We start from the raw sequence: 26,982 nt of genomic DNA on the forward strand, positions 1-26,982 counted from the left end.
TACCGCTTACCGCTTACCGCTTACCGCTTACCGCTTATTTTTTAAATAATGATAGCGCTGTCATTTTAGTTTTTATATGATGGACAGGAGCAAATAAATAATAATAAGAGATTATGCGGGGGGAAATGCGTAGTCTTAGGGTATAAACGAGGAGAGAATAATGGATTTTAAAAAGCACGCTTTAGCAGGTTTAATAGCCGCTATGCCTTTGATGGCGCAAGCGCAATTTTCGCAAAATGATGTAAATAGTTTTGCAAAGCAGACCACACTTACATTTGCAGTTGTCGATAACTTTCATAATAAAGATTCTGGGTTTTTAGGCAAAATTACCTTAAATAACCAATCAGATGTTGCATTACCTGCTGGTGAAAGTGATTGGCAGCTTTATATTCACTCTGTTCGTAAAATTAATACTGAGCATGTTAAAGGTTTGAATATCGAGCATGTTAATGGTGATTTACACCGCATTGTACCAACCAAAGAATTTAAAGGGTTGGCCGCAGGTAAAAGCTTAGATATCGAATTTGATGCCCAAGTGTGGGTGGTTGCTTATACCGACTTTATGCCTCGCGCATTTTTTGTCTCGGGTGATAATAAACCTGCTATTTTTGCTAACACAGATAGCGAAGATATGAGCCAATTTGTCGCCCCGTTTGAGCGTGAAAATCAGTTACGTCGTTATAACGAACCTAAAGACCGCACTGTATTGATCACCCCGCAAGTGCGCTACGAGCGTAACCAAGCGGCAACAACTCAAGTTTCTAAAGAAGATGCACTAAAGCGTATTATTCCAAAACCGCAAAACATCGAGTTTAATCGCGGTGTCGCCAAACTTGATAGTAGCTGGCAAATTCGTTTTCAAGGGCAGTTAAAAAGTGAAGTCATGGTTTTCATGCAAGACTTGCAAGATGACTACGGCCTAAAACTTAAAGCACAACCTGATCATATAAAAGCCAATAAAGAAAAACTGATCAGCCTAAAAGTAAATCCAAATTTAGCCGATGGTAAGAGCGAAAGTTACACATTAGAAATCGATGATGACCGCATTGAGATTGTTGGCAGTGATAACGCAGGGGTATTTTACGCCATGCAAAGCTTACTCAATTTATTACCCGCTAACAGCAAAGGGTCGATTGAAGTACCACAGTTAGAGCTTGAAGACAGCCCGCGTTATGGCTGGCGTGGTATGCATTACGATAATGGCCGTAACTACCATGGTAAAGAGGCGATGTTCAAACTAGTTGAACAAATGGCTCGCTATAAAATGAACAAACTTCATTGGCACTTTTCAGAAGATGAAGGCTGGCGTTTAGAAATACCAGGTTTACCTGAACTGACAGATATTGGTGGTTACCGTTGTTTTGACTTGCAAGAACGCGAGTGTTTATTAACGCAGCTTGGTACAGGTCCATTTAAATCAGGCTCAGGTAATGGCTACCTTACCCGTAGTGAATTCGTTGAATTATTAAAGTTTGCAAAAGATCGTCACATTCAAATCATTCCTGAAATTGAAGGCCCAGGCCATGCACGTGCCTCAATAAAAGCAATGGAAGCGCGCTATCACAAGCTAAGTGATGAAGCGAAACAAGCCGCTAAAAACAATTTAGTTAACACTAAGCAAACAGATAAAGAAATCCAACAAGTTGATATCAGCGCGGCAACCCAATACTTATTGAGTGATCCAAATGACACTTCAGTGTACATGACGGTACAAAACTATAAAGATAACTCAATGAATGTGTGTATGGATTCAACCTACGCATTTTTAGATAAAGTGACCTACGAGCTACAACAAATGTACCGTGAAGCCGGTGTTCAGCTGACTAACTTACACTTTGGTGGTGATGAAGTCGGGGCCGGCTCTTGGGTTGGTTCACCAATCTGCCAAGCGATGTTTGCTGATCCAAATAATGGTGTTGCGGGCGCTGCAGATTTAAAGCCTTACTTTACCCAGCGAGTCGCTAAACTACTTGAAAAACGTGGTATTTCACCAGGTGCATGGGAAGACGGCCTAATGTATGACCGCACCAACCCATTCAAGCGTGATGAATTTCCAAATAAAACTTTTACCGCAAATGTGTGGGATAATATTTGGGAATGGGGAGTGGCAGATAGAGCGTATCGCTTAGCGAATGCTGGTTATCAAGTAGTGCTATCTCATGGTACACATTTGTATTTTGATCACCCTTACGAAGCTCATCCACAAGAGCGTGGCTATTATTGGGCAACGCGTTATACCGATACCGCAAAAGCATTTAATTATATGCCGGATGACGTATACGCTAATGCTGACTACACCCGCACCCGCGAGCCAATTGAAAACTTAGAAGCACTTGTTGGTCGCCCATTACCGCAGCTAGAAAAGCCTGAGAATATTTTAGGTATGCAAGGTCAGGTTTGGTCTGAAACTATTCGTACCGAAGAGCAAGTACTGGCGATGATCTTCCCGCGTATTTTATCAGTAGCAGAGCGAGCATGGCATAAAGCACCATGGGAAGGGGAACAAGTTGATACTAAATCCCGTGCTAAAGATTGGTCAGAGTTTGCTGCGGCTGTTGGTCTTAAAGAGCTAATAAAGCTTGCGAATGCGGGTGTAAGTATAAACTTACCCGTACCTGGCGGCGTTATTGAAAATGGCAAATTACATGTAAATACACCATTTGCTTATTTGGATATTGAGTATAGTTTAGACAATGGCAACACTTGGCAGCTTTATACAGCTCCGATCAGTGTTTCTGAAAACCAAGCTATTGCTCTGCGTAGCCACTTGAACGAACAAATTAACAGCAGAATTACGTATATAAATTAATGTATTAGCAATTAATATATTAACGAAAGGGCCATAAGGCCCTTTTTTATCGTCTGTTGTAAAATAAATCGTTACTAGTAATATGCCTGTAATTAACGTAAAGTTTTATGGCAGCGCTGTCATTTTTGTTATGGTAATGTTATAAAATGACCTGAACAAAGCGGCGATTGTAATCTTGGCTGAAACGCCAAGGCAATATCAATAATTATTATCAAAGCACACAACAAGAAGAACGTTTTATGGAAGCCACCGTGTCAAAGAAGCAAAGTAATTTTATACCCATGGCCATTGTTGCCACTCTATTTTTTATACTCGGTTTTGCGACCTGGTTAAATGGGTCATTAATGCCTTACTTAAAACAGGTATTGCAACTCACTCCATTTCAAGCATCGCTGATTTTATTCTCTTTTTATATTGCAGTGACATTTACCGCAGTGCCATCGGCGATGATCATTCGCAAGGTGGGTTATAAAAACGGGATGGCACTGGGCATGGCAACCATGATGGTTGCCGGTTTATTATTTATACCCGCAGCGAAAACCCAAGTGTTTGCTTTGTTTTTATTCGCCCAATTAGTGATGGGGGCTGGTCAAACGTTATTGCAAACGGCAGTTAATCCATATGTTGTTCGTATTGGCCCTGAAGAATCCGCCGCAGCGCGTGTTAGTGTAATGGGGATTTTAAACAAGGGTGCCGGAGTTATTGCACCTATCGTATTTACGGCGCTTATTTTAAGTGACTTCACCGGTTTTGTTGGCAAAGAGTTAACACAATTAGAAATCGATGCAATGGCAAATAGCCTAATTTACCCGTATTTAGGTATGGCACTGTTCATTGGGGCACTTGGTTTTGCCGTTACTAAGATGCCACTTCCTGAATTACTTGACGAAGAAGAACAAGGCCAACAAGGCCAAGTTAAAGCCGCATTAGCACACCCAAGTTTAGCGCTTGGTGTAGTCGCTTTGTTTGTATATGTTGCGGTAGAGGTTATTGCAGGTGATACAATTGGTACGTTTGCACTATCGCTCGGTGTTGAAAAATATAGCGTAATGACATCGTATACCATGGCCTGTATGGTGCTTGGTTACATCATTGGTATTTTATTAATTCCGCGTGTTATCTCTCAACAAGCGGCACTTAGCGTGTCAGCAATCTTAGGAAGCGTGTTAACGCTAGCGATTGTATTAAGCGATTCAAGTTCTGTTGTTATTGCAACTATGTTAGGTTTAGAAGTGCAATTACCTGATACACTATTGATGATTGCTGTGTTAGGATTCGCCAATGCAATTGTTTGGCCTGCTGTATGGCCATTAGCGCTTTCAGGTTTAGGTAAATTAACCAGCGTAGGTTCAGGCCTGTTAGTGATGGGTATTGCCGGTGGTGCATTTGGCCCATTATTCTGGGGTCTTGCCAGTGGCGGTGTTGACTCAGCTGATGCGCAGCAAACAGCTTATATAGTTATGTTACCTTGTTATTTATTTATTCTTTTCTATGCTGTTAAAGGCCATAAAATGAAAAGCTGGAAGTAAATTTAAGGTTCAAGATAAAAGTTGCAAAAATAAGGTTAAAACGAAAGATAAAAGCCTTAAGCAACATATAACATCTAATATTTGAAAAGAATTTCTATCATGTAGAAATAATCCCGTGTGTAATGCCACCGAAAGGTGGCATTTTTTTGTCTGTAGGAACAGGCTTCAGCCGTGATGATGTTTAGATTTGCGATATTTGTAAATCCAATCGGCGCTAAAGCGCTCTCCTACGTGTAGGTATAGCGTAGGAACAGGCTTCAGCCGTGATGGTGTTTAGATTTGTGATATATGCAAAAACCTATCGGCGCTAAAGCGCTCTCCTACGTGTAGGTATATCGTAGGAACAGGCTTCAGCCGTGATGGTGTTTAGATTTGTGATATATGCAAAAACCTATCGGCGCTAAAGCGCTCTCCTACGTGTAGGTATATCGTAGGAACAGGCTTTAGCCGTGATGATGTTTAGATTTGCGATATTTGTATATCCAATCGGCGCTAAAGCGCTCTCCTACGTGTAAATATATTGTAGGAACAGGCTTTAGCCGTGATTTTACTAATTTAAATAAATACAATCCCAATGGGGGTATTTCCTTAATTCATCGACGATACCAGCCCTAAGCGGATTTGCTGCTATGTACCTTGCTTGACGCATTAAGTGTTCTTCATTTCTAATTAATGAATCATAGAAGCCAGCTTGCCAAATTTGCTCTTTTTTAGTTTTGTTTATTAAAAATGAAGCCCGTCCTTTTACCTTGCCAACAACTGAAGATAGCGAACTTTTCGTTTTAAGCTGGAATAGCCAATGCATATGATCAGGCATTATGACAAAGCAGACAGTTTTAGAGAGGCCATTTAAATCTGAGTGCTTTAGCGAGTTTATTAAAATACGTGCATTGCAAAAATCTTCAAAGAGTTTAATTCTATTAAATGTACATGCGGTAACAGAGTAATAATGGTTAATGTTCGAGTAGCGATGTTGGCGTAATTTGTACGAATGAGGTTTCATTTTTAATCCTTTAAATATAAAACGGGTGAATGAAAGTGTAGCTTAAATAGCCAATCGGCGCTAAAGCGCTCTCCTACGTGTAAATATAACGTAGGAACAGGCTTCAGCCGTGATGGTGTTTAGGTTTGCGATATGTGTAAAATCTATCGACGCTAAAGCGCTCTCCTACGTGTAAACATAACGTGGGAACAGGCTTCAGCCGTGATTTTGTTGGGTTTGCGATCTATGTCAAATCCAATCGGCGCTAAAGCGCTCTCCTACGTGTAGGTATATCGTAGGAACAGGCTTCAGCCGTGATGCTGTTTAGGTTTGCGATCTATGTCAAATCCATTCGGCGCTAAAGCGCTCTCCTACGGGTAAATATAGCGTAGGAACAGGCTTTAGCCGTGATGTTTTAATGTTGGGATTTGCTATATAAAAATTAAAATGGGATATTAAAAAAGAAACGATATTAAAAGAAGAGAAAAAATGGGGCGATTGACGGGGCTTGAACCCGCGACAACCGGAATCACAATCCGGGGCTCTACCAACTGAGCTACAACCGCCACAACACACCTTGTTTGGTGTGGCGCGGATAATACATAACTTTATAAATGTTGTGAAGGGGAAATTGAAAAAAAACTTAAAAAAAGTATATAACAGGCTTTTTTGTTTGAAAAACAATCTTTCATACTGGGTTCATACAAGTAAAATAGACTTACGAGCCTCAGAAATTTCGTATTTCTGAACCTGTGCTATATATAATGAGATAAATTTATAAAATAATACTTTTAAATCAGATATAATTTAACCAGCAAACTGCTTAATACCACATCAGGAGTGAATATGGATACAATCATAAATTGGATAAACGAGAACTCAGGCTTAATTATACATTACGGCATTCAAGCTGTTATTGCGCTGGTCATTTTTTTACTAGGTGGTCGTATCGCCAAGTTTTGCGGCGGATTAACTGAAAAAGCATTTGCTAAAAAGAAAGTAGACAAAGCTGTTGGCTCTTTTGTAGCAAGTATTGTTTATGCCATCGTATTTATGGCAACGATCCTGATGGCACTATCGCAAATAGGTATCGAAACCACCTCATTTATCGCAATTCTTGGTGCTGCAGGCTTAGCTGTCGGTTTAGCGTTACAAGGTTCTTTATCAAACTTTGCGTCAGGCGTTTTAATTATCCTTCTTCGTCCATTCAAATCAGGTGATTTCATCGAAGCTGGTGGCAAAATGGGTAGTGTTGATAAAATTGAAATCTTCTCTACTGAATTACGTACTCCAGACAACAAAGTTATTATCATGCCTAACTCAGCAATTATGTCAGGCCCAATTGTTAACTTTTCTCGTGAAAAAACACGCCGTATCGATTTAGTCATTGGTGTTGGTTATGACGCAGATCTGCGTGAAGCAAAAGCAGTATTGAAATCTGTATTAGATAAAGAACCGCGCCTACTTAAAGACCCTGCTTATACAGTAGCTGTTAATGAATTAGGTGATTCGAGTGTTAACTTTGTTGTGCGCCCTTGGGTTAACTCAGCAGATTACTGGCCAACATATTTCGATTTAATGGAAAACATTAAAATCGCACTTGATGATGCAAACATCAACATCCCATTCCCACAAATGGATGTGCATTTTCACAAGCAAGACTAATATCTAGGACGATTTTAAGCTAAAAGGTGGCTATGCCACCTTTTAGTGCGTGCTAATTCAACTCAAAGTAGCAAAGGTTATTTTTTAAATGAAATTAAAGCTTTTATCAATTTTAGTTGCAGCATCAGCGACAACTAACGCATTCGCAGAAGAAACTCAAACATGGGAAGTTACTAGTGAGCTAGGTGCTATTATCACCAGCGGTAACACTGAAACAACCACTTTAAAAGGTGGTATTAAAGCGTTACATAACCTAGAAAACTGGAACAATGAATACAAAATCGACGGGCTTTATAAAGAAGATGAAGTTGAGAACGCTGCAGGTGAAAAAGAAACTCAGCGTACTAACGAAAAATACTCTTTATCTGCTCAAGGTAACTACAAATTAAATGAAGAACACTCTCATTTATATATTTATGGTTCATATGTATCAGATTACTTTGGTGCATACCGTAACGAAGCGGTAATATCAGCTGGTTACGGCCGACGCTTACTTGATAGCGAAAATATGTGGTTAAACGCTGAAATTGGTCCAGGTTACAAATACTTTGAGTTCCCTGAAGGTAGCGTAGATGAAGATGGCATTCCAAATGCAGGTGAGACTGACAGTGAAATCATTGCCTTAGGCAAGCTTGATTATAATTGGCAGATTTCTGATAACGCTAAATTTACGCAACTAGTTGCAGTAGAGTATGGTGATACTAACACCAAAACGCGTTCTGAAACGGCATTACTAGCTAAAATTAATGGCTCACTGCAAATGAAGGTGGCTTACAACATTACGCATAACTCTGATGTTGCCGATGATAAAGAAAACACGGATACAGAAACCTCATTGACATTGGTTTACAGTTTTTAACTAATTAAATGATTCATAAGAATGGGTAAACAATGTTTACCCATTTTTTTTGCATAAAAAATGATGTAGTATGCCGCGGTTATCTTTGTTTTCTTAGAAGGGAAAATTTGTGAATTTCATGAAGCTTATATCTGCTTTTTTTATCTCAATTGTATTATCAACAGCCGCGATGGCACAATCGGCTACTCCTACATCGCAGCAAATCGCGCAATTTAAAAAGCTACCTAAAGCCCAGCAAGAAGCGTTAGCTAAAAAGTATGGCTTAGACATGAGCATGCTCAATAAAAGCGGGCAAAATAGTAATGAGCTTGAAGATGAAAATACACAATCAGTTCTGCCAAGAGACCCGTTTAGTGATCAGAGTGAAAATGAATCATTAACCGAAGAAGAAAAATTTAAACCAAAAGAAGATGAGTTAACACCATTTGGCTATGAGCTATTCTCAGGTGAGCCAACAACATTTACCCCTTCAGAAAATGCACTTGTTCCAGACAGCTACATTGTAGGCCCTGGTGATACGCTAAGCGTAAACCTGTTTGGTAAAGAGACCTCTACAGAAGAAGTTACAGTAGACAGAGAAGGTCGCTTAACCATAAGTAATCTCAAGCCTGTTACTGTTGCCGGTATGCCGTACATAGATGTAGTAAAACTAATCAAAGCAAAAGTAGAGCAAGAAGTAATTGGTACAGAAGTGTTTGTATCAATGGGTAAAACGCGCTCTATTAGAGTTATGGTACTTGGTGAAGCGTATAAGCCTGGTACTTATACTGTGCCGTCTTTATCGTCAATTACCCATGCATTATTTGCCAGTGGCGGGATTTCTGACATTGGCTCTTTACGTAATATTCAACTAAAACGCGCTGGTAAAACAGTGACCACGTTAGACCTATACAGCTTACTTATTAAAGGTGATAGCCGTAATGATGTCATCTTAAAGCCAGGCGACGTTGTATTTGTTCCTCCTGTTGGACTGCAAGTTAAAGTGCAAGGTGAAGTGCGTCGTCCTGCAATTTTTGAACTAAAAAGTAAAGAAACAAGTCAAGACCTCATTGCTATGGCTGGAGGTTTTACCGCCGCAGCATTCCCACAGAAATCAGTGGTAGAACGTTATACTGGCAACAGCTCAAAAACGGTATTGCAGCTTAACTTGTTAAATGAAAATGCCTATAACCCAAAAAATGGCGATACAGTAAAAGTACCATCTTCAAGTAAGCAGCTAGATAATGCGGTAACGTTAATTGGTGCTGTGGCCCACCCAGGCAATTACTCATGGTACGAAGGAAAATCTGTAAGTCAGTTATTTAGTTCATTAAAAACTGATCTACTCCCGATTGCCGATTACGACTACTCACTCATTATTCGAGAAAAAAATGTCCGTGGCGATATTGAAGTTCATCAATTTTCTCTTGTTGAAGCTGTGCAAGGTAACAATGACTTAGTTTTACAACCACGAGATAAAGTGGTGGTGTTCAGCCGTTTTCAATCGATAGAAAACGAAGAAATTGCGCTAGGCACCATGGCACTCACTCAAGAGCAATTAAAGCTGCAAGAAAAAATAAAGCTATGGGGTGAATATGAAGAAAGAAAGTTTTATGAGTTTATTGATTTAAATAAAGCGCTAGATGCCAGCTTGGCAGAAACAAAAGAAGAAGCAGAGAAAAGCGCAAAATCAATTACTGAATTAATCACCCAAAAAGAAGAGTTAGGTGAAAACGACTATGCCATATTTAGTCGTAAAAAATTACTAGCCCCAATTTTGGCTAAATTAAATCAGCAAGCGAATAATGATGGTGGTTTACAGATCATTGCTGTGCGTGGCGAAGTGTTTTTCGAAGGGGTTTACCCAAGACCAGTAAATGGCTCCGTGAAAGATGCAATTATAGCTGCCGGAGGGTTAAAAGAGTCTGCATATTTAGAAAGCGCTGAAGTCACGCGCCTTGCTGATAACTCATCGCTTGAACATCTTTCGATGAATATTTCTGCTGCTTTAAATGCGCCAAAAGACAACAAGTTTAGTTTACAAAGTAAAGATACCATCAACATTTACCCGATCCCAAATTGGCAGCAAGATGAAAAAATCAATATCGTTGGTGAAGTGAAGTTCCCAGGGGTATACAGTATCGAAAAAGGCGAAGACTTAGCCAGTGTTATTAAACGCGCAGGTGGGTTTACGGAGTTTTCATTCCCTGAAGGGGCTATATTCACCCGTGATGCAATTCGTCTGCAGCAACAGCAGCAGTTAAATAAAATCTCAGAAGATTTACGCCGAGACATTGCCGCTAAGAGCTTCAATAGTTCGATTACCGATTCGTCGCTATCATATCAAGATATGAGCAGCTTATTATCTGATATAGCTCAAGTAAAAGCAGTAGGGCGATTAGTGATTGATTTACCTTCAATCGTAAATGGTGAGCGCCAGTTAAAAGTTGAAAATAAAGATGTTCTTTATATTCCGTCTAAGCGTACAAGTATCAGTGTTGTTGGTGAAGTAAACTTCTCGGGCTCACACTTGTATGATCAAGGGCTAGATTTAGATGATTACCTTGCTCGTAGTGGTGGTTTAAAACAGCGTGCTGATCAAGACCGCATCTATATCATCAAAGCCAGTGGTTTAGTTGAAATTCCTGAAACAGGCTCTTGGTTTGCCGTGAATGACGCTGCTCAGTTATCGCCAGGAGATACAATCGTAGTACCATTAGATACCGATTATATTGATAACTTAACTCTTTGGAGTTCAGCAACACAAATTCTGTATCAAATGGGTGTAGCCGTTGCTGCGATAGGTTCATTATAATTTACAAACATGACTGGTCTACATGAAAATCAAAGCGCTTATAAAACGAGCAGTTGGTAAGTTTCAGCGCATAGTGCTACCGCTATGTGCTGCAACGCCAATTACTTCCAGCTTATTTTTTACTGTTTTTTCGCGTGATTTTTTTTATGAACATCAAGCAATTTTAAAAGCTCGCTTACAGTATTTAAAGCAAGGTGGACAGCATGGCCGCTCTTCTGCTTTATTAAGACGGAACATTCACCGTATAGAAAAGGGGCTCATAATGCGCCCTCGCAGAAGTGTTTTTGCCCTCGACTATATAACTGAAACAGTTTTAGCTTATAAAGTAGCCTCTGCGCGCGCTGATTATTCAAGCTCAGAATTACAATGGGCAACAGATGTACTGTTTGAATACTTTTCTGTGGTTGACTCAACCCATGAAAAAATACAATTAAATCAAAAGATTTTTAACGGGGCGATTAAAACCCTATTGGTATCGAATAAAAAACCATACCAACAAAAAGCTAAAGCCACTCATTCAATTAATTATGAACAGCTAGCCGAGTTAATTAAGTCACGGCGCTCTACTCGCTGGTTTACAGAGCAGGCAGTTGAACTAGATAAAATTAAAGCCGCAGTTGAGCTTGCGTCTCAAGCACCTAGCGCATGTAATCGTCAGCCTTATCAATTTTACGTCATTAACCAACAGCCTTTGCTAAGGAAATTAGCTAATTTGCCGGGGGGCACCGCAGGGTTTGCTGATAATATCCGCTGCTTGATAGCCGTTGTTGGCGACCTGTCGTATTATCCTTTATCGCGTGATCGTCACGTTATTTATATCGATGCCTCTTTGGCTAGCATGCAATTTATGTTAGCACTTGAAACCTTAGGGTTAAGTAGTTGTCCAATTAATTGGCCAGAGCTTTATACTCAAGACCAAAAGGTGAGCCAATTATTAGGCTTAGCGCAATATAAACGTGTCGTGATGTTTATTGCCGTCGGTTATGCTGATGATACAGGGCAGATTGCGTTTTCAGATAAAAAGTCAGCTGATGAGCTAGTAGTAAGTTTTAATGAATGAGCCTCTTTAGCACTATCGACACAAAATTTAGTAGTGATATACTGCGTTGTTTAATTTAATTCGGAGTCCACAATGAAAAGAAATAAAGGTTTCAGCTTAATGGAGCTGATGATTGTACTAATTATTCTTGGTTTACTTGGTTCGCTTGTTGCTCCAAAACTATTTTCTAAAGTAAGTTCATCAAAAGTCAAAACAGCTGTTGCGCAAATGCAAATGTTTGAAACAGCAATTGATACCTATCGCTTAGATATGGGCACTGTGCCGCCAACATTAGAGGCGCTTAGACAAAGCACTGGCGCAAGCTGGGATGGCCCATATTTACCAAAAGATATTCCACTCGATCCGTGGGGAAAAGCGTACATATATAAAGTACCAGGTGAAGAAGGTAACCCGTATAGCATCATGAGTTACGGCCTAGATGGGCAACCAGGTGGCGAAGACGAAAATGCGGATGTTGTTCATAAATGATTGATTTGGCGAAGTTATTAGCAACTGAGTTTAACGTTTCTCAAGCGGATTTAGACAAGGCAAAGTCTTATCAAAGCCGTTATGACGGTCGCTTAGAGCAAATTTTAGTGAACATGGGCTGCTTAACTGAAGATGATTTAGCACCGCTTTATAGTCAGCTTTTAGGCTACCCTTTGTTTGCCCCAGATGACTTCGCCAACTGGCAAATACCAGATTCAATCGAGCTTACTATTTTACAAGAATTAAAAGCACTTGATTGTTTATTGGTAACCGGAAGTGACAGTGAGTGGTTACTAGCTTGTAAAGATCCACTTTCATTAGCGCTAGCGCAATACATACAACAGCATGATGTTGATGTAAAAATACAGGTTGCTACAGAGTCACAGTTACAAACGTTTTTTTATGAAATTCAAAGCATCTCAGAAAGTAACATTGAAGATGAAGAATTAACCGGTGATGAAGAAGCCCGACTCAGAGAGTTAGCCTCAGAAGCCCCCACAGTTAATTTACTTAACTCTTTAATTACTAAAGCCTTAGCGCGCGGTGCATCTGATATGCATTTAGAGCCTCACCAAGGGCGGTTTAGGGTGCGATATCGCATAGACGGTGTACTACATGAAGTAGATAAACTTGCCCCTAAAATGCAACTACCTATTACCACGCGACTAAAAATATTATCCGGCATGGATATCGCTGAAAAGCGCCGTCCGCAAGATGGTAAAATAGAGCTACGTATTGCCAATCAAGAGCTTGATATACGTGTATCAGCATTGCCGCTTAATGATGGTGAAAGTATTGTATTGCGCTTCTTACTCAAAGATTCAATACGTTACGATATGTCTGTATTGGGTTTATCAAATGACACCCAATCACTGATACAGCAAGACTTACGTAAAACCACTGGGGTTATTTTATTAACCGGCCCAACAGGTTCAGGTAAAACAACCACCCTGTATACGTTTTTGAATGAGCTTAATCGCCCTGATGTAAAAATTATTACCTTAGAAGACCCAGTAGAGTACCAGCTCGAAGGGGTTAACCAAGTTCAGGTTAATAACGATATTGGTTTTAACTTTGCTGCGGGCTTACGCTCAATTGTACGACAAGATCCCGATATTATCATGGTTGGTGAAATCCGAGATGCTGAAACCGCGCGTATTGCGTTACAGTCGGCATTAACCGGTCACTTAGTGTTTAGTACCGTGCATACCAATGATGCGGCAAGTGCGTATACACGTTTACTTGATTTAGGCGTTGAAGAGTTTTTACTTAATGCCGCTCTAGTGTCTGTTGTTGCACAGCGTTTAGCAAGGCGCTTATGCCAACATTGTGCCGCACCTGCAGACGATGTTGCCGAACTATTAGCAAATTACCCAATTGAGCAAGTAGCAAAAAATGCAGGCCTTGAACTTAATATAAAACAAGCAGTAGGGTGTGAACACTGTAATCACAGCGGCTTTAAAGGGCGTATCGCAATTAACGAATACCTTCGCTGTGATGATGAAATAAAACAGTTACCTAAAAATGATCAATTTATTGCTAAAGCGCAAGCGCATAATGCGCAGTTAAAACGTCGTAACCTAATGCAAGATGGCCTTTATAAAGTTATTACTGGCGTTACAACCATTGATGAAGTATTGCGGGTAGCAGGCTAATGGAGTTTGAGTTTAAGGCCATTGATAATCAAGGGGCACGTCATCAAGGAGTTATTGACGCGAGCGACCAAGCTGATGCGCAAAAAAAGCTTCTTGCTGATGGCCTAAATGCACTGTCGATCAAGCCAATAGCAAACGCCTCAAGTTTGAGCGGTTTATTCTCGCAAAAGGTAAACCTTGATCAGCTTGAATTTTTTACCAGCGAACTAGCACTATTACTAGAAAGCGGAATACGTGTTGACCGCGGTATCGACATCATTAAAAAAGCAAATGGTCACCCTGCATTAACACGGTTACTGAGTCAAATATCAGCCTCGTTAAAAAAGGGGTCTTCATTAAGTGAAGCATTTTCAGAGCATGAGCAGTTATTTGGCCCCTTGTATATCAGCTTATTAAAAATAGGTGAGACCTCAGGTAACTTACCAGAGGTACTTGCGCGGTTATCTAGCGATTTAAAGTTTCAAAAAGAGCTCCGTACACAAATAAGCACTGCTTTAACATACCCAAGTGTGATCTTTTTTGTATGTATTATGGCTGTGTACTTTGTACTAACATTTATTGTACCAAAAATGTCAGGTATTTTTACCGACCTAAGCCAAGCACCTTGGTATACGCAAATGATCATTAAAGTGAGTAACTTTTTTGTTGATTACCAAGTAATGATTATTGGCTCCATTATTACTGCAGTTGTAGGGTTGACGTACGCCTTAAAACGCCCTGAAGTAAAAAACTGGTTTTATATAAAAATTTCGCGTTTACCAGGCATTGGCAATGTTATTTTAACTGCAGAGCGTATTCGTTTTTCGCAATCCATGGCGATGATGCTAGAGGCCGGGCTACAACTCGATACCACCTTAGAGCTCACAGCTAATACCTTAAAACACCCAGAACTCAAGCGCGATGCTAAATTAGCACTAAAACAACTAAAAACGGGTAAGCAATTAAGTCAAGTGCTGAGTAAAACACGTATTTTTCCAGACTTCTTTTTATCAATTATTAAAGTCGGTGAAGAAACCGGGCGCCTACCTCGGGTGTTTTCTGAGGTTGCCCAGCGTAGTAAAGCCGAACTCGAAAGCGTAATAAAAAAGCTCACAACCATGTTGGAGCCAATCATGCTTATTTTTATGGGCGGCTTTGTTGGCGGTATCGTTATCACGATGTTGATGAGTATGGTGTCGATTAATGATGTCCCATTCTAACGCTAAAGGCTTTTCACTGATTGAGTTAATGGTCGTTATGGCAATAATGGCTATTGTAATGGGGCTGACCGGTGGCTTAGTTACCAAAGCAGTTGATCAGCAAACTCGTCAAGTTGAGTTACAAAAAGTACGGCAGTTATTCAAGCGGTTGAGTTACCAAGCTTATTACTCCGGTTACCCGATTGCGTTGCGCATGCAAGGTAGTCAAATTAAAGTGACAGTAAACGAACAAGTCACCATAATGGATTTTGAACAATTGGTTTTTTCCCCAAATGATTATTTAATTGCGACCAACTCTCAAATATCGCCAACTAGTTATAAAGTCCTCTGGAACGATACGATTAAAGAATTCCAGCTAGATAGCATGTTTAAAAAATATGAAAACTAACCAAGGTTTTACATTAATCGAAGTGTTAATTGCCGCAGTTATTTTGTTTTCATCATTGGCAATAACGGCACAACTTTATAGTGCTAGCAGCTTATCCGCTGAAAAAGCCGCGAATGCAGCAAAATACTATCAGAGCGCTGAGTTGGTGATCACAAATATAAAGTCCCAACTTAGAGAGCGTTTTGAAGATACCAAGCAAGAAGAGTATAACGGTTTAACCACTGTATTTGGATTCCAGTATGAATGGCATGCAATTACACAAAGTAAAATTACTCCTCCAGCATCAATAGATGATGATGTTCCTCAGTTACCTAGGTATCCGGTGTTTTTAGTAACGGTTAACTCCTCTAAAGGGGATAAGTCATTTGAATTTAGGGTTGTTGCATGGTAAACCAAACTCAGCGAGGCTTTTCCTTAATTGAATTAATGATAGCAACGTCCTTGTTGTCTATGGTGATGTTTACAGGCTATTTTGCGTATAGTTTGTATACCGATAAATGGCAAAAGCGAGCTGATCACTTTTGGCAGCTTAATCAAAACTCGCTTGGTACAGAGGCTTTAATTAGAACACTTGAAGCTGCCAGTATATATATAGTAAAAGATCGAAATAATAAATTTTCAGTGTTGTTTTCAGGGCAACAAACTAGCATAACCTTAGTGACGAACACTGGCTTATATTCAAACACCACTGCGTTAATCCAATTGCAAACCATTGAGCAAGATAATGGTCTACAAAGTTTGCTCTATAATGAAATGCCATTGATTGACACAATGTTGTTAGAGTATCCACAAGAACCACAGTGGCAGTACCAGCATATTTTACTAACCGATATCAATAAAGTGAATTTTCAATTTTATGGTTGGCAAACAACCGAAAATGCAGGTAATAGCACTTTGTCTGCTATCGATTTAGAGCCCGGTCAACAAAAGCCAAAACGAAGGTGGTACACTTCCCATAGCATAGAAGAAAATCGTATTTTACCAAGTAAGTTAGCTTTATATTTCGAAAACCCGCAACAGCAAACTACCCATGTACAAGTGGATTTAGTAACTGATTCATACCGTGAATTAGCGAGGTACTTTCGTAATGGAGCGTAATACATCTATGCAGCAAGGAATTGCATTAGTCCAAGTGCTTATTATTTCATTTATTTTAGCGCTGCTAGGAATCTTTATTAATCAATCTGTACAACAGCAAGTCGATGTGACTAAGCAAATTCAAAATAAATTTGCGATGCGTTTGGAGCTCGAAGAAGCTGAAACTCAATTGTTTACAGCATTGCTTGCATACAATAAGTACCCAAACACAAGCAGTGAGAATTCAGTAGTTAAAAACTGGAATTTTTATGGTAAAGAATTTAAGTTAACAGATTCAACTTATGCAACGCTTACAGACACTCGAGCTTTGGTTGGGTTAAATATTAATAATGCCAGTTTAGTAAAAAAGACCTTGTTACAGCTAAATGTTGATGAAGCTAAAGCTGAGCAATTTGTAAGCTCGCTATTAGATTGGATTGATGAAAACGATAACCATCTAATGAATGGGGCTGAATCCGCTTATTATAGTGGCCAAGGTAAGCATTATCAACCAAGAGACCATTACTTACAAAGTATAAACGAAGTCAAGTTAATACGTGGAGCTGAACAGGTTGCTTTAAAACAATTTAAGCAATATTTTACAACTGACTTTGTTGGTGGTTTTAACCCATTAAATGCGCCAGAGCTTATCCTGCATGCGTTTATTAAAGATGATACAATAACAAATAAAGTGATTGAGCGAAGGAAAAACGGTACCCTTAACAGTCTTGATTTTTATCGTTTAACAGGGGTTGATGAAGGGGAGTTTATAACTTTTGCAACCGCTAATAAAATCAGAGTACAATTGAGAACAGTATTAAATGGCGCACAACTGACTAAGCAATATACGCTTGATGCATCACCTCGCACATATAGAAAACCTATGTCATTTTATAAGGTTAGCTGGAATAAATCGTGAAAATAAATCAACTTACTAAATCAAGCTTGCTAAAAAAACAGCTAATGAATGGTTTGGGTTATTTTGCTAATGGTAATGTAACCCCTCTGTATGAAAGCAGTAATAACTTTAAACCTTGGTTATTGATTGTAGCGCGCAAGCATTACTCTATACAGTATAAGAGCTACCCTGCTTTAAGTTTGGCTGAACTCAAATCATTATTAAAGATAAATCAACAACATCAAAGTGATCTGAAATCGTTAATTGAAGTCACGATTAACAAAGAGATCGATGGCTTTGATGTGAAAACGATTACTTTTAATAATGAATATGTTGAACAATTATCAAAAGCTTGGCTGCTGATCCCAGAAACAGAAGTACTTAATCAACAATTAGCTGATAAACAATTATATGAGTTACATACACCTGCTGGGTTGTTGTTTTACAGTCAGTCTGATTTTGCCAGCCACAGCGCATACTGTGGGGGATTAATACATAATATTACAACCTATAAGCATAGTATTGGTGTAGCAGATAATGTAACCGTAAATAAAATCTCTCAGCAACATTATTTCAACTTTTTAGCCGAGCAGCTTAATGCTTTGAACCTTGCTAACTTGCCTAAAATAGCAACTATCAATAAAAAAAATAAAATAACTTCATGGCAGCTACATGCTCTATATTGGGGCCCGTTACTAAGTATTACCTTGTTTTTAGCAGTAGCGGCAGGTTGGCAATGGTTTAGTATTAATCAGACTGAGCAATTAATAGCAAGCCAGAGCGAAAATGCCAATCAGTTGCTTTCACAAAAACAACAGCTAGATCAATTAAATAGTAAAGTTGTGTTATTTAATCAACATATAGCTAAACACCCATCAGTACTGTCAGATTGGGAGGTGGTCAATAGTGCGTTGAGTACAGGTATGATTATTAACCGCTTTTCATTTCGTCAAGGGCAACTAACACTATCTGGTGAGTCGGCAAATGCCAATGCAACAATTAGTGAAATATCTAAATTACCACAAGTGAAAAGTGCTATTTTTGCCAGCGGCGTGCGCAAATATCGAGGCAGCGAAAGGTTTGAGATCGAAATCATTCTTAATTCCACAAATAGCAATGGAGCAAGCGGCTGATGCAAGAATTAGAAAAGTATAAGCACTACTTTATAGTTGTAGCTGCCTTACTACTTGCTTTATATGTTACCGACCCATTATGGATCAGCTACCAAGAATTAAAGCAACAAAACAGTATGCAGCAAAAGCGTGCGAATAAATTAGCTGAGTTATTAAAACAACAACAAACTTTAATTGAGCAGCTGGAAGTTGTACACAATAATGCCGAGCAAATATTGGACTATGTGTTTGTTAAAAACTCAGAGAGTGATTTTAAACTGACAGCTCAGCAGCTAATAGAAAAAACCTTTAATAGTGCCCAATGTGAAATCGACAGGCTCGGTTGGCAAGGCCAAACGCCATTAAATGATAAAATTGTACAATGGCGTTTAAATGTCCGTTTTAAAGGTAGCTCATTATGTGTTCTTAACGTCACCAAGCAGCTTGAACTACTAACTCCGCTAGTTCGTTTTACCGAATATAATTACATTGCCCGTCGTTGGGAAGGTAAACATGACCAAAGCCTTACCGGTGATATTGATATCCTCATGTGGAATAATAAGCAGCCCCAACCACCAGAGCAGGAGCCACAAGCATGAATTGGTTAATAATGGTGGTGTCTTTTATTAGTGTAGCCTTTGTAGCTGTACCTGAGTTATTAGCCGAGTCGCAAACGGATAAGTCAAACGACACCCATATTCGTGCTACAACATTAACTAATCCAACACAGCAGCAAGTAACAGAGTCTAAGTTGCTTGCACGGCTGCAACATGAAGCCGAAGCAGCTAAAAAACAACAAGCGCAGTTAAAAGCCAGTAAATCAGCTAAAAAACCTATTGCGGGACAAAATGAACTAGTTTTTTCAGATCAGGTTTTTTTATTACTAGGCATATTTAACCAAGCAGACCAAGTATTTGTATTAGTAAAAAATAGCCAGCAGCAACTAGTAAAAGCCCGTATAGGTGATACACTGGGCGGCGATGTAAAATTAACCGCAGTAACCAGCAACACTATAACGCTTGCTAATACAGAGCAATCTAAAGAATTTAAACTTTTTCAACGGCAGTCTAATGATAAAACAAGTTCATAAATCAATTATTTTACTTTTAGGTGTTCTAACTTTAGGTACAGGTTGTGCGTCACTTACTGATCCTGGCAATAATGTAGAAGCGAAAAAGGTCGATATTGCAAATTCATATCTACGTGATCAAGCCAACGACACTACTCAGGCTGAGCAAAAAGTTGAAACATCAGACCAGTCAGAGAATAAAACCAGTTTTGAACGGGTAAATAGCTTAAACGGTGGCGAACAACTGACCTTAGAAATTGATTTGTCAAAGCAGTTTGATAACAGTAAAAAATATCAGGTTTCAGTAAACGCATTACCCCTGAATGACTTTATACATTATGCCTTAGGTGAGCTATTACAGGTGTCTTATTTAATAGAACCTTCGATTAAGGCAAAAAACACCCCAATCACTTTAGAGCTTAAAGAACAAGTAACCGCACAAAGGTTGTTCCAACTAGTGCAAGAAATTTTTGCTCAAAACAAGGTTAGTATCACATTAAATGATGGCATTTATTATATCTTTCCTGCAGACCCTAAAGGCAGTAAGTCAGACGTAGCATTTGGTTTTGGCCGTACTCAAAGCTCTGTGCCTAATGTAGCGAGTGATATTGTACAATTAGTGCCAATTAAATACGGGGTATCCACAGGGCTACGTAGTGCTGTTGGCGGGTTAGTTGATGCGCAAGTGAGTATTGACCCCTCACAAGGCATGGTAACTATTAAAGGTAAACGTGAGCAGGTACTTAGAGCAATTAGCTTAATTAATATTATTGACAGCGCCGCAATGAACAAAAAAGCAGTTGCATTAATGAAGTTTAACTATATCGACTCACAAACATTTATTGAAAAAGCCAAAGAGCTATTAGCACTGGAAGGAATTTCTGCGCAGAGTAGCAGAACGACATCCTCTAGTGTGCATTTTATTCCAATAGAACATTTAGGCCAGGTGGTGGTATTTGCAACTGCCGATGAAATTATTGACCGAGTAGAATATTGGCAACAGCAACTCGATAAACCAGCAACCGGCTCTGAGCAAAGCTTTTACATATATCACCCCAAATATGCTCGCGCGTCAGATTTAGGGCAAAGTTTAGCCCCCTTGTTAGGCGGAGGCAGTTTTAATAATAAACAAACCACCGAAAAGGCCGCAACCGATGCACCAACACCCAGTAACGCATCAAACCAAAGTACAACTAACTCGGTAAGCAGTATCGAAGGGGATGGCATACGCCTAGTGGTTGATGAGCGCGCCAACGCCCTTATTTTTTACTCCACAGGCCAGTATTATCAAGAGCTACAGCCCATAATTCGCCAGCTCGATATTATGCCAAAACAAGTGATGATGGAGGTAGTAATTGCCGAAGTAAAACTCACCGGTAGTTTTGCTAAAGGGGTGCAGTATGCCATTGAAAGTGGCTCTGCAGGAACACGACAAGAAACCTTTAGCTTTGACAGTGAAAGCGGCTTTAATTACTCCATAGTGGGATTGCCGGGTAATATTAATGTTAATTTATCGCAAACTGATGGCTTAGTGAATGTACTTTCGCGCCCAACCTTATTAGTGCGCGATGGTGTGGCTGCTAATATTAGTGTGGGTGATGATATACCCACAATAGGCAGCACCACTACAGACCCAATCAGTGGTGATCGCCAAACCACTACCGTGCAATACCGTAAAACCGGGGTTGATTTAACAGTGACACCAACCATTAACGCTCAAGGTACGGTAATTATGACCATACAACAAAGTATTTCGAATGTATCAGCTGATGGCTCCGGTGTTTCAGATACTCCCGCTATTTTTGAGCGTACTTTAAATACCGAGGTTGTCGCCGGTAACGGCCAAACCGTAATGCTCGGCGGGTTAATTAGTGAAAATAAATCTAATGGCGCATCATCCATCCCATTTTTTGGTGATTTACCCGTTTTTGGCCACTTATTTAGAACCGACAGCAGCAGCACTGATAAAACAGAACTGGTTATACTTGTTACGCCAAAAATAGTACAAAACACTGAGGATTGGCAACGGGTGAAAGAAAGCTTTATTAAAGGGCTCGAAAACATTACTTTTTAACGCAAAAATGTACTTTTTTAACCGCTAAGTGTAATTATTTACTTGAAAAGTTAGAGTCAAAGCGCTAATTTAGGCATGTCAGTAAAAGTGAGGTTACGTATTTAAAAAAGTGCTAAACTAACTAAAACTGTACGTACTTTAAATAAAGGTAAAATATAAATTGTAATAAAATAGTCTTTTAAGCATAGTAAAATATCTGCTTAAAGACTACAGACTTTTGTTAACCTAAAATAACTTGCACAGGTTGATTACAATTTTTAATTTGGGTGAATGTTAGTGTTGTGTAATAATGCCAATATTAACTATTTACATGTATTTAATGTTTTTAGCTGTTTTATTGACCTTTATAGGCGAATTAACAGTTAATTGCTTGACATGCGTATAATTAGCCCTTAAATTTGCATTGATCTGGCAAACCTCCAGCCGGAACAATAAAAAAATCTTGGTGTGTTGACTTCATTAACAACATGCCAGTTTCATGAAACTAGGAGAATGGAAATAATGAAACTATTCAAAAAAGCACTACTAGCTACGGCTATCTTTGGTGCAATGGGTGCACAAGCTGCTGATGTTACTGACGCAGTTACTAAAACATCTAAGCAAGGTATTGCTGCTTCAGTTGCTTTAGAAGCAAGCTCTGTTCGTGTTATCGTGCGTGAGCAATTAGAAGCAGGTGATATTGTATATTTAGAGTTTGGTGACGGTGTTGATATATCAGGTCTTACACTTGACGATACTGCTGCAACTACTCCGCTTGTAATTGATACTTCAATTACAATCAAATATGGTTCAGGTACTTACACTTTATCAACAAATACTGCTGAATCAGACCTAGCTAATAACATTCTTGCTTTAGAAGTTAATACAGGCGACCCAGTAACACTTGATTCATCTTTTGAAATTGAGCTTACAGATATTGCTCTTGTAGATTCAGCAAAAGCTGATAAAGCAACAGTAACTTACTCTGCTAAATCAGGCTTAACTGGTAATGCGAAAGACACTACTGGTGATAACGTTGGTGCTTTTTATGTATTAGCTGATCAGTACGCTGTATCTGTTTCTACTAAACTTGATGGTGTAATTGTTCGTAATGGACAGGCAACGCTTAAAAGTGGTGGTACAGAGTTAACAAATGCTACAAATGATGAGGAATTAGATGATACTTTAGTACTTAAAGTAACGGATAACCAAAATCTTCTATCTCCTGTTGCAACAGCCGCTAATACTATTGAGTTAACTGTTAATGGTAACTTTGAAGATTATTCTGCTGACTTATTAGCTAATGGTGAAGCTTTCCTATTAGACACTGCTACTACTCCACTTGCGCTTACTAGCGCAGCTGCGGGTACTAACAGTATTGAAAAAGTATCAGATTCTGAAATCTTAGTTACTCTTTATGCAGATAGCTTTACAGGTAACACGTTTGGTGATTTCCAGTTAGTGCTATCTGATAACTCTACAGATGATACATTTGCAGCGTCAACTTTCACAGCTGATGCTGAAATAGAGTTTGGTGGAACAGCTGCTTTTGATGCATTAGTTGATGCTGACGCAGGTCAATGGAAAGTCGATGCAACTTTAATTAAAGTTCCTTACTTCCCAGTAGGTTACGACCAGCTTGATACATCAGTACATTTCTCTAATGAAAATTCAGCTGACGTTAACGTAATTATGACTGCGTTTGATGACGAATCAGGCACTGAGTACGAAGCTGTTGATATGGGTGATTTAGCTGGCGAGCAAGTAACTAAGTTCAGCCAAGGTAAGATCAAAGAAGCATTGGGTATTGCTGCTGATGATTCAGTTAAGCTAAGTGTTACATTTAACATTGATGCCACAGGTGGTACAGTTAAAGCGTATGCATATAGCCGTGATAAAGCTGAAGGCAGCCGTCACTCTCTTGCTGTACATTCAGGTGAGTAATTTTTAATTACTAACTGTTAAAAACCCGGCATAAGCCGGGTTTTTTATTTTTAAATTAAACAATAGAACCAACCCCAACCCTTGTGATAGATTCACCATGCTGTAGTTATTATTTCTAAATATTGGCCCCTTGAACTCCCATTACAATAAAACATAAAGCTCCCCAACACTTCATAAATTAAACTTGCCCGTATCAAACCATGTTTGTATGATTGCCATAATTTAAATACTTATTTTGAATTAAGTAATTACCTTAAGGATAATGCAATGACATATAAATCTACCTTACTCTTTTTATCTCTTTTATGTACCCAAACTGCATTCGCAAACCCCGACGTAGACGCTAAGCTTGCTGGCGCGGATAAAAATATCTGTCAGTTTGATATAAAGTTTTCATCTGAGCCACAACAAAAAAGCCAAACAGTAAACCTGTCGCCAACGGTAACCATGCAAATTGAACAATTTGTTACTACTCAAGTAAAAGACAATGCAAAAATTGCCTCAAACGTCATGTGCCAAAACTTAACCGGCCACGCATATACGGGTTCTAAACAAGAATGGGCCAACTTCATTGATAATGGTGTTAAAGGCTTATTAAATGCAGGCTTCAAAGATTTACAATTTACCAGAGTCGGCACAGATGATGCGACGTATAAAGGCGACTTGGCAAATATGGAATACATATTTACCGGCGACAACGACGGCAACAAACAAATTATTCATAACCTAGCCGTGCTTGATAAAAGCAACAATCAGGTAATCACCATTTCAGTCAGCGGCAATGAAAAAGTCGCCAACGAAATCAAAACCGAATACCAAAACCTCGTAAACTCATTCACACCGTAGACGCAAAGCTTGCTTGCGTGAAAGCTTGTGCGTAGAAGGTTGCTGGAGTGAAAGCTTGTGCGTAGAAGGCTGCAGGAGTGAAAGCTTGTACGTGAAATACGCGTGAGCAAGCTCTACTTATGCGCGTGACAACCTGACGCGTGAGCAAGCTCTACGCCTACGGTAAATATCCCCGTAGACGCCCAGCTTGCTGGCGTGAAAGCTGGTTGGCGTTGAAGCGTGGAAGTGGAAGTTTATTGGAGTGGAAGCTTGTTGGAGTGAAAGCTTGTGCGTGAAATACGCGTGCTGAATCTCAACTTGTCGCGTGCTCAAGCTCTACGTATACGCGTGCTCAAGCTCTACCTATCGCGTGAGCAAGCTCTACGTATCGCGTGAGCAAGCTCTACGTATCGCGTGAGCAAGCTCTACGTATACGCGTGAGCAAGCTCTACGCCTACGGGTTTTTTAAATAAATGCAATTCCAAAAAGGGTAATCTTCAACGCGCGATACTATGCCGGCTCGCAATGGGTTGGCTACGATATAACGAGCCTGATGTATTAAGTCACTTTCATTTCTGATCCGGTGTTCATAGTAGTTGCGTTGCCAAACTTGGTTTTGAGCACCGGTATGTTTATTGATTTTTACTGTGGTCATGCTTTTAAATTGGCGCATGACTTCGCTGAGAGTCTTATCTTGTAATTGCAATAACCAATGTAAGTGGTCAGGCATTAAGCTATAACAAATAGTATTTACAGCTCCACTATCTTGAAAGCGTTGTATTGCTTGTGCCGCAATACAAGCGGTTTGAAAGTTATAAAATAGTGGCCTGTTGTTTTGGCAACAAATTGTAATTGCGTAAAAGTGACCTTTTATGGAATGACGGCCTTTTAATAATTTCTTTGACGAATACATGACAATCCATTTCAGGTACATATTTTTTTAGTATAGATAACATAAAGCAAAAAACAACGTAGACGCAAAGCTTGCTTGCGTGAAAGCTTGTGCGTGAAATACGCGTGAGCAAGCTCAACCTATCGCGTGACAACCCGTCGCGTGAGCAAGCTCAACGCCTACGGTAAATATCCCCGTAGACGCCCAGCTTGCTGGCGTGGAAGCTTGTTGGCGTGGAAGCTTGCTGGCGTGGAAGCTTGTTGGAGTGGAAGCTTGTTGGAGTGAAAGCGTGGAAATTTGCATACGTGGAAATTTATTGGGCGTGAAAGCTTGTGCGTGAAATACGCGTGCTCAATCTCAACCTATCGCGTGACAACCTGACGCGTGAGCAAGCTCTACGCCTACGTGTATTTGTCTTTTGCTCGGAGGTAATTTTCTGATTCAAATCGGCATAAGTGCTCAATTTGTTTTTTGATATGTGGTTCGTTTAAATACGATTGTAGAGTGTCTTTAACGTCTTGTTGGTTTGGCTCTAGGTGGCTGGCGGTTACGTTATGGCTGCCAATGTTTATTTGCTTATTGGTCAGCTGTTTTATTTGTGAGGTAAAGCTTGGTAAGTCATCTAAAAAGCCAACAACGTTATAGCGGCTTAAATTTTGACTGAATTCTTGTTGCATTAATTGTGCGTCGTGCTGGTCTTTTGCGAAGCGGCCTGTAATGCACATGCTTGTGACATTTGCCATTTGCCAGCCACGTCGATGCGCCAGTATTTTATCAACTTCGTCTGTTAAATTATCGCTGTTTAGGTTATTAGGTGCCATTATCGGCAATGTATTAGTTAATTTATTAAAAATATAATTAGACTTAAAGCGGCTAACGGGCTCACGTAATACCGTAATAAAGTGATATCGCTCTGCGAACTGATTCAGCAGCTGCGTATTTGTTGTTAAATGCCCACTTATATACGACCAATTTTGTGCTAAATGGTAAGCAAATATGCCTGGTAGTTGAGTTGCATGATGATCGCTAAAACTGCTGACATCATCTAGGTTACTTATTGATTGAGGAAATGTTGCTAAGCTCATGGCTATTGTATTTGTGCGCTTTAGCTTAGGCTGGCCTGCAATAGCAAATTGCTTTCTCATGGCTAAATCTATAGAAATTCCACCTGATTTAGGTATGTGAACAAAAGCAAGGTGAGTGTTGTTTGAACAGTGCTCTGCAATACGATGCAATTTAACTTCGTAGCCTAAGCGATTAAATACCTTGTGTGTGGTTTGTTTTAATAGTTTTATCATGAATTATGTACTAAGTGTTGATTTAACAAAGGTGTTAATATGAGGTGGATTCTAACATAGTTGGCTATGTGTGCATAACGTGGCTTATAGCACTAGCAGATAATAGGCGGATTATTTTAATAGTCTATTGACGGTGATTTTGGCTAATCAACTATGTTTTGTTTTTATGTTTTGCTATGGTGATCAGGGCCTTTGCACTAGGTTAGTAAGTTGCTTTTTTGGAAGGGAGCTATTTTATAGTTTTCATGCAATGTAAAAACTAACTTTCTAAATAGGGTGTAGGCCATATAGCCAGAACTCATATTTATAACCAACCTTTATTATATCTGTAGTAAAATTTGATAATTATAGGTTTTTACGAAGTTCGGAAGTTTGATGTTTAAAAAGTTATTTGTTCGTCTTTTAA

22 protein-coding genes and 1 tRNA gene are annotated in these 26,982 nt (G+C 39.4%); 19 read left to right on the top strand and 4 right to left on the bottom strand.

The window, feature by feature from the left end; genetic code table 11:
- Positions 1-160: 160 nt before the first annotated feature.
- Both NQT69_RS15690 and nagP read left to right on the top strand, forming a co-directional pair.
- Positions 161-2,809, top strand: coding sequence for a family 20 glycosylhydrolase (locus NQT69_RS15690; protein ID WP_256828623.1), 2,649 nt, complete (start codon positions 161-163; stop codon positions 2,807-2,809).
- A gap of 239 nt (positions 2,810-3,048) precedes the next feature.
- Positions 3,049-4,338 (top strand): N-acetylglucosamine MFS transporter NagP, encoded by a 1,290-nt coding sequence (gene nagP / locus NQT69_RS15695; RefSeq protein ID WP_256828624.1) that lies wholly within the window; start codon positions 3,049-3,051, stop codon positions 4,336-4,338.
- A 550-nt stretch (positions 4,339-4,888) separates the two neighbouring features.
- Here nagP and NQT69_RS15700 read toward each other — a convergent pair.
- A complete protein-coding gene (locus tag NQT69_RS15700; RefSeq protein WP_256828625.1) occupies positions 4,889-5,341 on the bottom strand; it encodes an REP-associated tyrosine transposase in 453 nt (150 codons plus the stop codon).
- Positions 5,342-5,810: 469 nt separating this feature from the next.
- Positions 5,811-5,886 (bottom strand) — tRNA-His (locus NQT69_RS15705).
- Between the two features lie 280 nt (positions 5,887-6,166).
- On the opposite strand from NQT69_RS15705, the gene NQT69_RS15710 reads away from it, so the two are divergent.
- The 17 genes from NQT69_RS15710 to NQT69_RS15790 all read left to right on the top strand — a co-directional run bounded on the left by NQT69_RS15710 (position 6,167) and on the right by NQT69_RS15790 (position 24,407).
- Positions 6,167-6,985, top strand: a complete 819-nt coding sequence (locus NQT69_RS15710) for a mechanosensitive ion channel family protein (protein WP_256828626.1) — start codon at positions 6,167-6,169, stop codon at positions 6,983-6,985.
- Between the two features lie 88 nt (positions 6,986-7,073).
- Complete coding sequence (locus NQT69_RS15715) at positions 7,074-7,844, top strand: DUF481 domain-containing protein (RefSeq protein ID WP_256828627.1); 771 nt, start codon at positions 7,074-7,076, stop codon at positions 7,842-7,844.
- 118 nt (positions 7,845-7,962) lie between these two features.
- Complete coding sequence (locus NQT69_RS15720; protein ID WP_256828628.1) at positions 7,963-10,638, top strand: SLBB domain-containing protein; 2,676 nt, start codon at positions 7,963-7,965, stop codon at positions 10,636-10,638.
- A 22-nt stretch (positions 10,639-10,660) separates the two neighbouring features.
- On the top strand, positions 10,661-11,698 hold the full coding sequence (locus NQT69_RS15725; protein WP_256828629.1) for a nitroreductase family protein: 1,038 nt from the start codon (positions 10,661-10,663) through the stop codon (positions 11,696-11,698).
- A 72-nt stretch (positions 11,699-11,770) separates the two neighbouring features.
- A complete protein-coding gene (gspG, locus tag NQT69_RS15730; RefSeq protein ID WP_256828630.1) occupies positions 11,771-12,166 on the top strand; it encodes a type II secretion system major pseudopilin GspG in 396 nt (131 codons plus the stop codon).
- Positions 12,163-13,821 (top strand): GspE/PulE family protein, encoded by a 1,659-nt coding sequence (locus NQT69_RS15735; RefSeq protein WP_256828631.1) that lies wholly within the window; start codon positions 12,163-12,165, stop codon positions 13,819-13,821. Before gspG ends, NQT69_RS15735 begins: the two co-directional genes overlap by 4 nt.
- Positions 13,821-15,020 carry a type II secretion system F family protein gene (locus tag NQT69_RS15740; protein ID WP_256828632.1) on the top strand — a complete coding sequence of 400 codons (1,200 nt, stop codon included), beginning with the start codon at positions 13,821-13,823 and terminating at the stop codon, positions 15,018-15,020. The genes NQT69_RS15735 and NQT69_RS15740 overlap by 1 nt, the downstream gene beginning before the upstream one ends.
- Positions 15,004-15,408, top strand: coding sequence for a type II secretion system protein (locus tag NQT69_RS15745; RefSeq protein ID WP_256828633.1), 405 nt, complete (start codon positions 15,004-15,006; stop codon positions 15,406-15,408). The genes NQT69_RS15740 and NQT69_RS15745 overlap by 17 nt, the downstream gene beginning before the upstream one ends.
- Complete coding sequence (locus NQT69_RS15750) at positions 15,398-15,799, top strand: PulJ/GspJ family protein (protein WP_256828634.1); 402 nt, start codon at positions 15,398-15,400, stop codon at positions 15,797-15,799. The genes NQT69_RS15745 and NQT69_RS15750 overlap by 11 nt, the downstream gene beginning before the upstream one ends.
- Positions 15,793-16,506, top strand: a complete 714-nt coding sequence (locus NQT69_RS15755; protein WP_256828635.1) for a prepilin-type N-terminal cleavage/methylation domain-containing protein — start codon at positions 15,793-15,795, stop codon at positions 16,504-16,506. Before NQT69_RS15750 ends, NQT69_RS15755 begins: the two co-directional genes overlap by 7 nt.
- On the top strand, positions 16,496-17,404 hold the full coding sequence (locus NQT69_RS15760; protein WP_256828636.1) for a general secretion pathway protein GspK: 909 nt from the start codon (positions 16,496-16,498) through the stop codon (positions 17,402-17,404). The genes NQT69_RS15755 and NQT69_RS15760 overlap by 11 nt, the downstream gene beginning before the upstream one ends.
- Complete coding sequence (locus NQT69_RS15765; protein ID WP_256828637.1) at positions 17,401-18,516, top strand: hypothetical protein; 1,116 nt, start codon at positions 17,401-17,403, stop codon at positions 18,514-18,516. The genes NQT69_RS15760 and NQT69_RS15765 overlap by 4 nt, the downstream gene beginning before the upstream one ends.
- A complete protein-coding gene (locus NQT69_RS15770) occupies positions 18,516-19,094 on the top strand; it encodes a hypothetical protein (protein WP_256828638.1) in 579 nt (192 codons plus the stop codon). The genes NQT69_RS15765 and NQT69_RS15770 overlap by 1 nt, the downstream gene beginning before the upstream one ends.
- On the top strand, positions 19,091-19,585 hold the full coding sequence (locus NQT69_RS15775; RefSeq protein WP_256828639.1) for a hypothetical protein: 495 nt from the start codon (positions 19,091-19,093) through the stop codon (positions 19,583-19,585). Before NQT69_RS15770 ends, NQT69_RS15775 begins: the two co-directional genes overlap by 4 nt.
- Positions 19,566-21,638, top strand: a complete 2,073-nt coding sequence (locus tag NQT69_RS15780) for a secretin N-terminal domain-containing protein (RefSeq protein ID WP_256828640.1) — start codon at positions 19,566-19,568, stop codon at positions 21,636-21,638. Before NQT69_RS15775 ends, NQT69_RS15780 begins: the two co-directional genes overlap by 20 nt.
- 501 nt (positions 21,639-22,139) lie before the next feature.
- Positions 22,140-23,561 carry a hypothetical protein gene (locus NQT69_RS15785; RefSeq protein WP_256828641.1) on the top strand — a complete coding sequence of 474 codons (1,422 nt, stop codon included), beginning with the start codon at positions 22,140-22,142 and terminating at the stop codon, positions 23,559-23,561.
- Positions 23,562-23,828: 267 nt separating this feature from the next.
- On the top strand, positions 23,829-24,407 hold the full coding sequence (locus NQT69_RS15790) for a hypothetical protein (RefSeq protein WP_256828642.1): 579 nt from the start codon (positions 23,829-23,831) through the stop codon (positions 24,405-24,407).
- 433 nt (positions 24,408-24,840) lie between these two features.
- On the opposite strand, the gene NQT69_RS15795 is transcribed toward NQT69_RS15790, so the two are convergent.
- Complete coding sequence (locus NQT69_RS15795; protein ID WP_256828643.1) at positions 24,841-25,299, bottom strand: REP-associated tyrosine transposase; 459 nt, start codon at positions 25,297-25,299, stop codon at positions 24,841-24,843.
- Between the two features lie 380 nt (positions 25,300-25,679).
- On the bottom strand, positions 25,680-26,576 hold the full coding sequence (locus NQT69_RS15800; protein ID WP_256828644.1) for a sulfotransferase family 2 domain-containing protein: 897 nt from the start codon (positions 26,574-26,576) through the stop codon (positions 25,680-25,682).
- Between the last annotated feature and the right edge of the window lie 406 nt (positions 26,577-26,982).

This window comes from Pseudoalteromonas shioyasakiensis (genome assembly GCF_024518675.1).
Classification (GTDB): Bacteria; Pseudomonadota; Gammaproteobacteria; order Enterobacterales; family Alteromonadaceae; genus Pseudoalteromonas; species Pseudoalteromonas shioyasakiensis_B.

What these genes read in the sequence shown, in the direction of transcription:
- NQT69_RS15690 (WP_256828623.1), top strand. Translation starts at nt 161, where the DNA reads ATGGATTTTAAAAAGCACGCTTTAGCAGGTTTAATAGCCGCTATGCCT.
- nagP (WP_256828624.1), top strand. Translation starts at nt 3,049, where the DNA reads ATGGAAGCCACCGTGTCAAAGAAGCAAAGTAATTTTATACCCATGGCC.
- NQT69_RS15700 (WP_256828625.1), bottom strand. Translation starts at nt 5,341, where the DNA reads ATGAAACCTCATTCGTACAAATTACGCCAACATCGCTACTCGAACATT.
- NQT69_RS15710 (WP_256828626.1), top strand. Translation starts at nt 6,167, where the DNA reads ATGGATACAATCATAAATTGGATAAACGAGAACTCAGGCTTAATTATA.
- NQT69_RS15715 (WP_256828627.1), top strand. Translation starts at nt 7,074, where the DNA reads ATGAAATTAAAGCTTTTATCAATTTTAGTTGCAGCATCAGCGACAACT.
- NQT69_RS15720 (WP_256828628.1), top strand. Translation starts at nt 7,963, where the DNA reads ATGAAGCTTATATCTGCTTTTTTTATCTCAATTGTATTATCAACAGCC.
- NQT69_RS15725 (WP_256828629.1), top strand. Translation starts at nt 10,661, where the DNA reads ATGAAAATCAAAGCGCTTATAAAACGAGCAGTTGGTAAGTTTCAGCGC.
- gspG (WP_256828630.1), top strand. Translation starts at nt 11,771, where the DNA reads ATGAAAAGAAATAAAGGTTTCAGCTTAATGGAGCTGATGATTGTACTA.
- NQT69_RS15735 (WP_256828631.1), top strand. Translation starts at nt 12,163, where the DNA reads ATGATTGATTTGGCGAAGTTATTAGCAACTGAGTTTAACGTTTCTCAA.
- NQT69_RS15740 (WP_256828632.1), top strand. Translation starts at nt 13,821, where the DNA reads ATGGAGTTTGAGTTTAAGGCCATTGATAATCAAGGGGCACGTCATCAA.
- NQT69_RS15745 (WP_256828633.1), top strand. Translation starts at nt 15,004, where the DNA reads ATGATGTCCCATTCTAACGCTAAAGGCTTTTCACTGATTGAGTTAATG.
- NQT69_RS15750 (WP_256828634.1), top strand. Translation starts at nt 15,398, where the DNA reads ATGAAAACTAACCAAGGTTTTACATTAATCGAAGTGTTAATTGCCGCA.
- NQT69_RS15755 (WP_256828635.1), top strand. Translation starts at nt 15,793, where the DNA reads ATGGTAAACCAAACTCAGCGAGGCTTTTCCTTAATTGAATTAATGATA.
- NQT69_RS15760 (WP_256828636.1), top strand. Translation starts at nt 16,496, where the DNA reads ATGGAGCGTAATACATCTATGCAGCAAGGAATTGCATTAGTCCAAGTG.
- NQT69_RS15770 (WP_256828638.1), top strand. Translation starts at nt 18,516, where the DNA reads ATGCAAGAATTAGAAAAGTATAAGCACTACTTTATAGTTGTAGCTGCC.
- NQT69_RS15775 (WP_256828639.1), top strand. Translation starts at nt 19,091, where the DNA reads ATGAATTGGTTAATAATGGTGGTGTCTTTTATTAGTGTAGCCTTTGTA.
- NQT69_RS15780 (WP_256828640.1), top strand. Translation starts at nt 19,566, where the DNA reads ATGATAAAACAAGTTCATAAATCAATTATTTTACTTTTAGGTGTTCTA.
- NQT69_RS15785 (WP_256828641.1), top strand. Translation starts at nt 22,140, where the DNA reads ATGAAACTATTCAAAAAAGCACTACTAGCTACGGCTATCTTTGGTGCA.
- NQT69_RS15790 (WP_256828642.1), top strand. Translation starts at nt 23,829, where the DNA reads ATGACATATAAATCTACCTTACTCTTTTTATCTCTTTTATGTACCCAA.
- NQT69_RS15795 (WP_256828643.1), bottom strand. Translation starts at nt 25,299, where the DNA reads ATGTATTCGTCAAAGAAATTATTAAAAGGCCGTCATTCCATAAAAGGT.
- NQT69_RS15800 (WP_256828644.1), bottom strand. Translation starts at nt 26,576, where the DNA reads ATGATAAAACTATTAAAACAAACCACACACAAGGTATTTAATCGCTTA.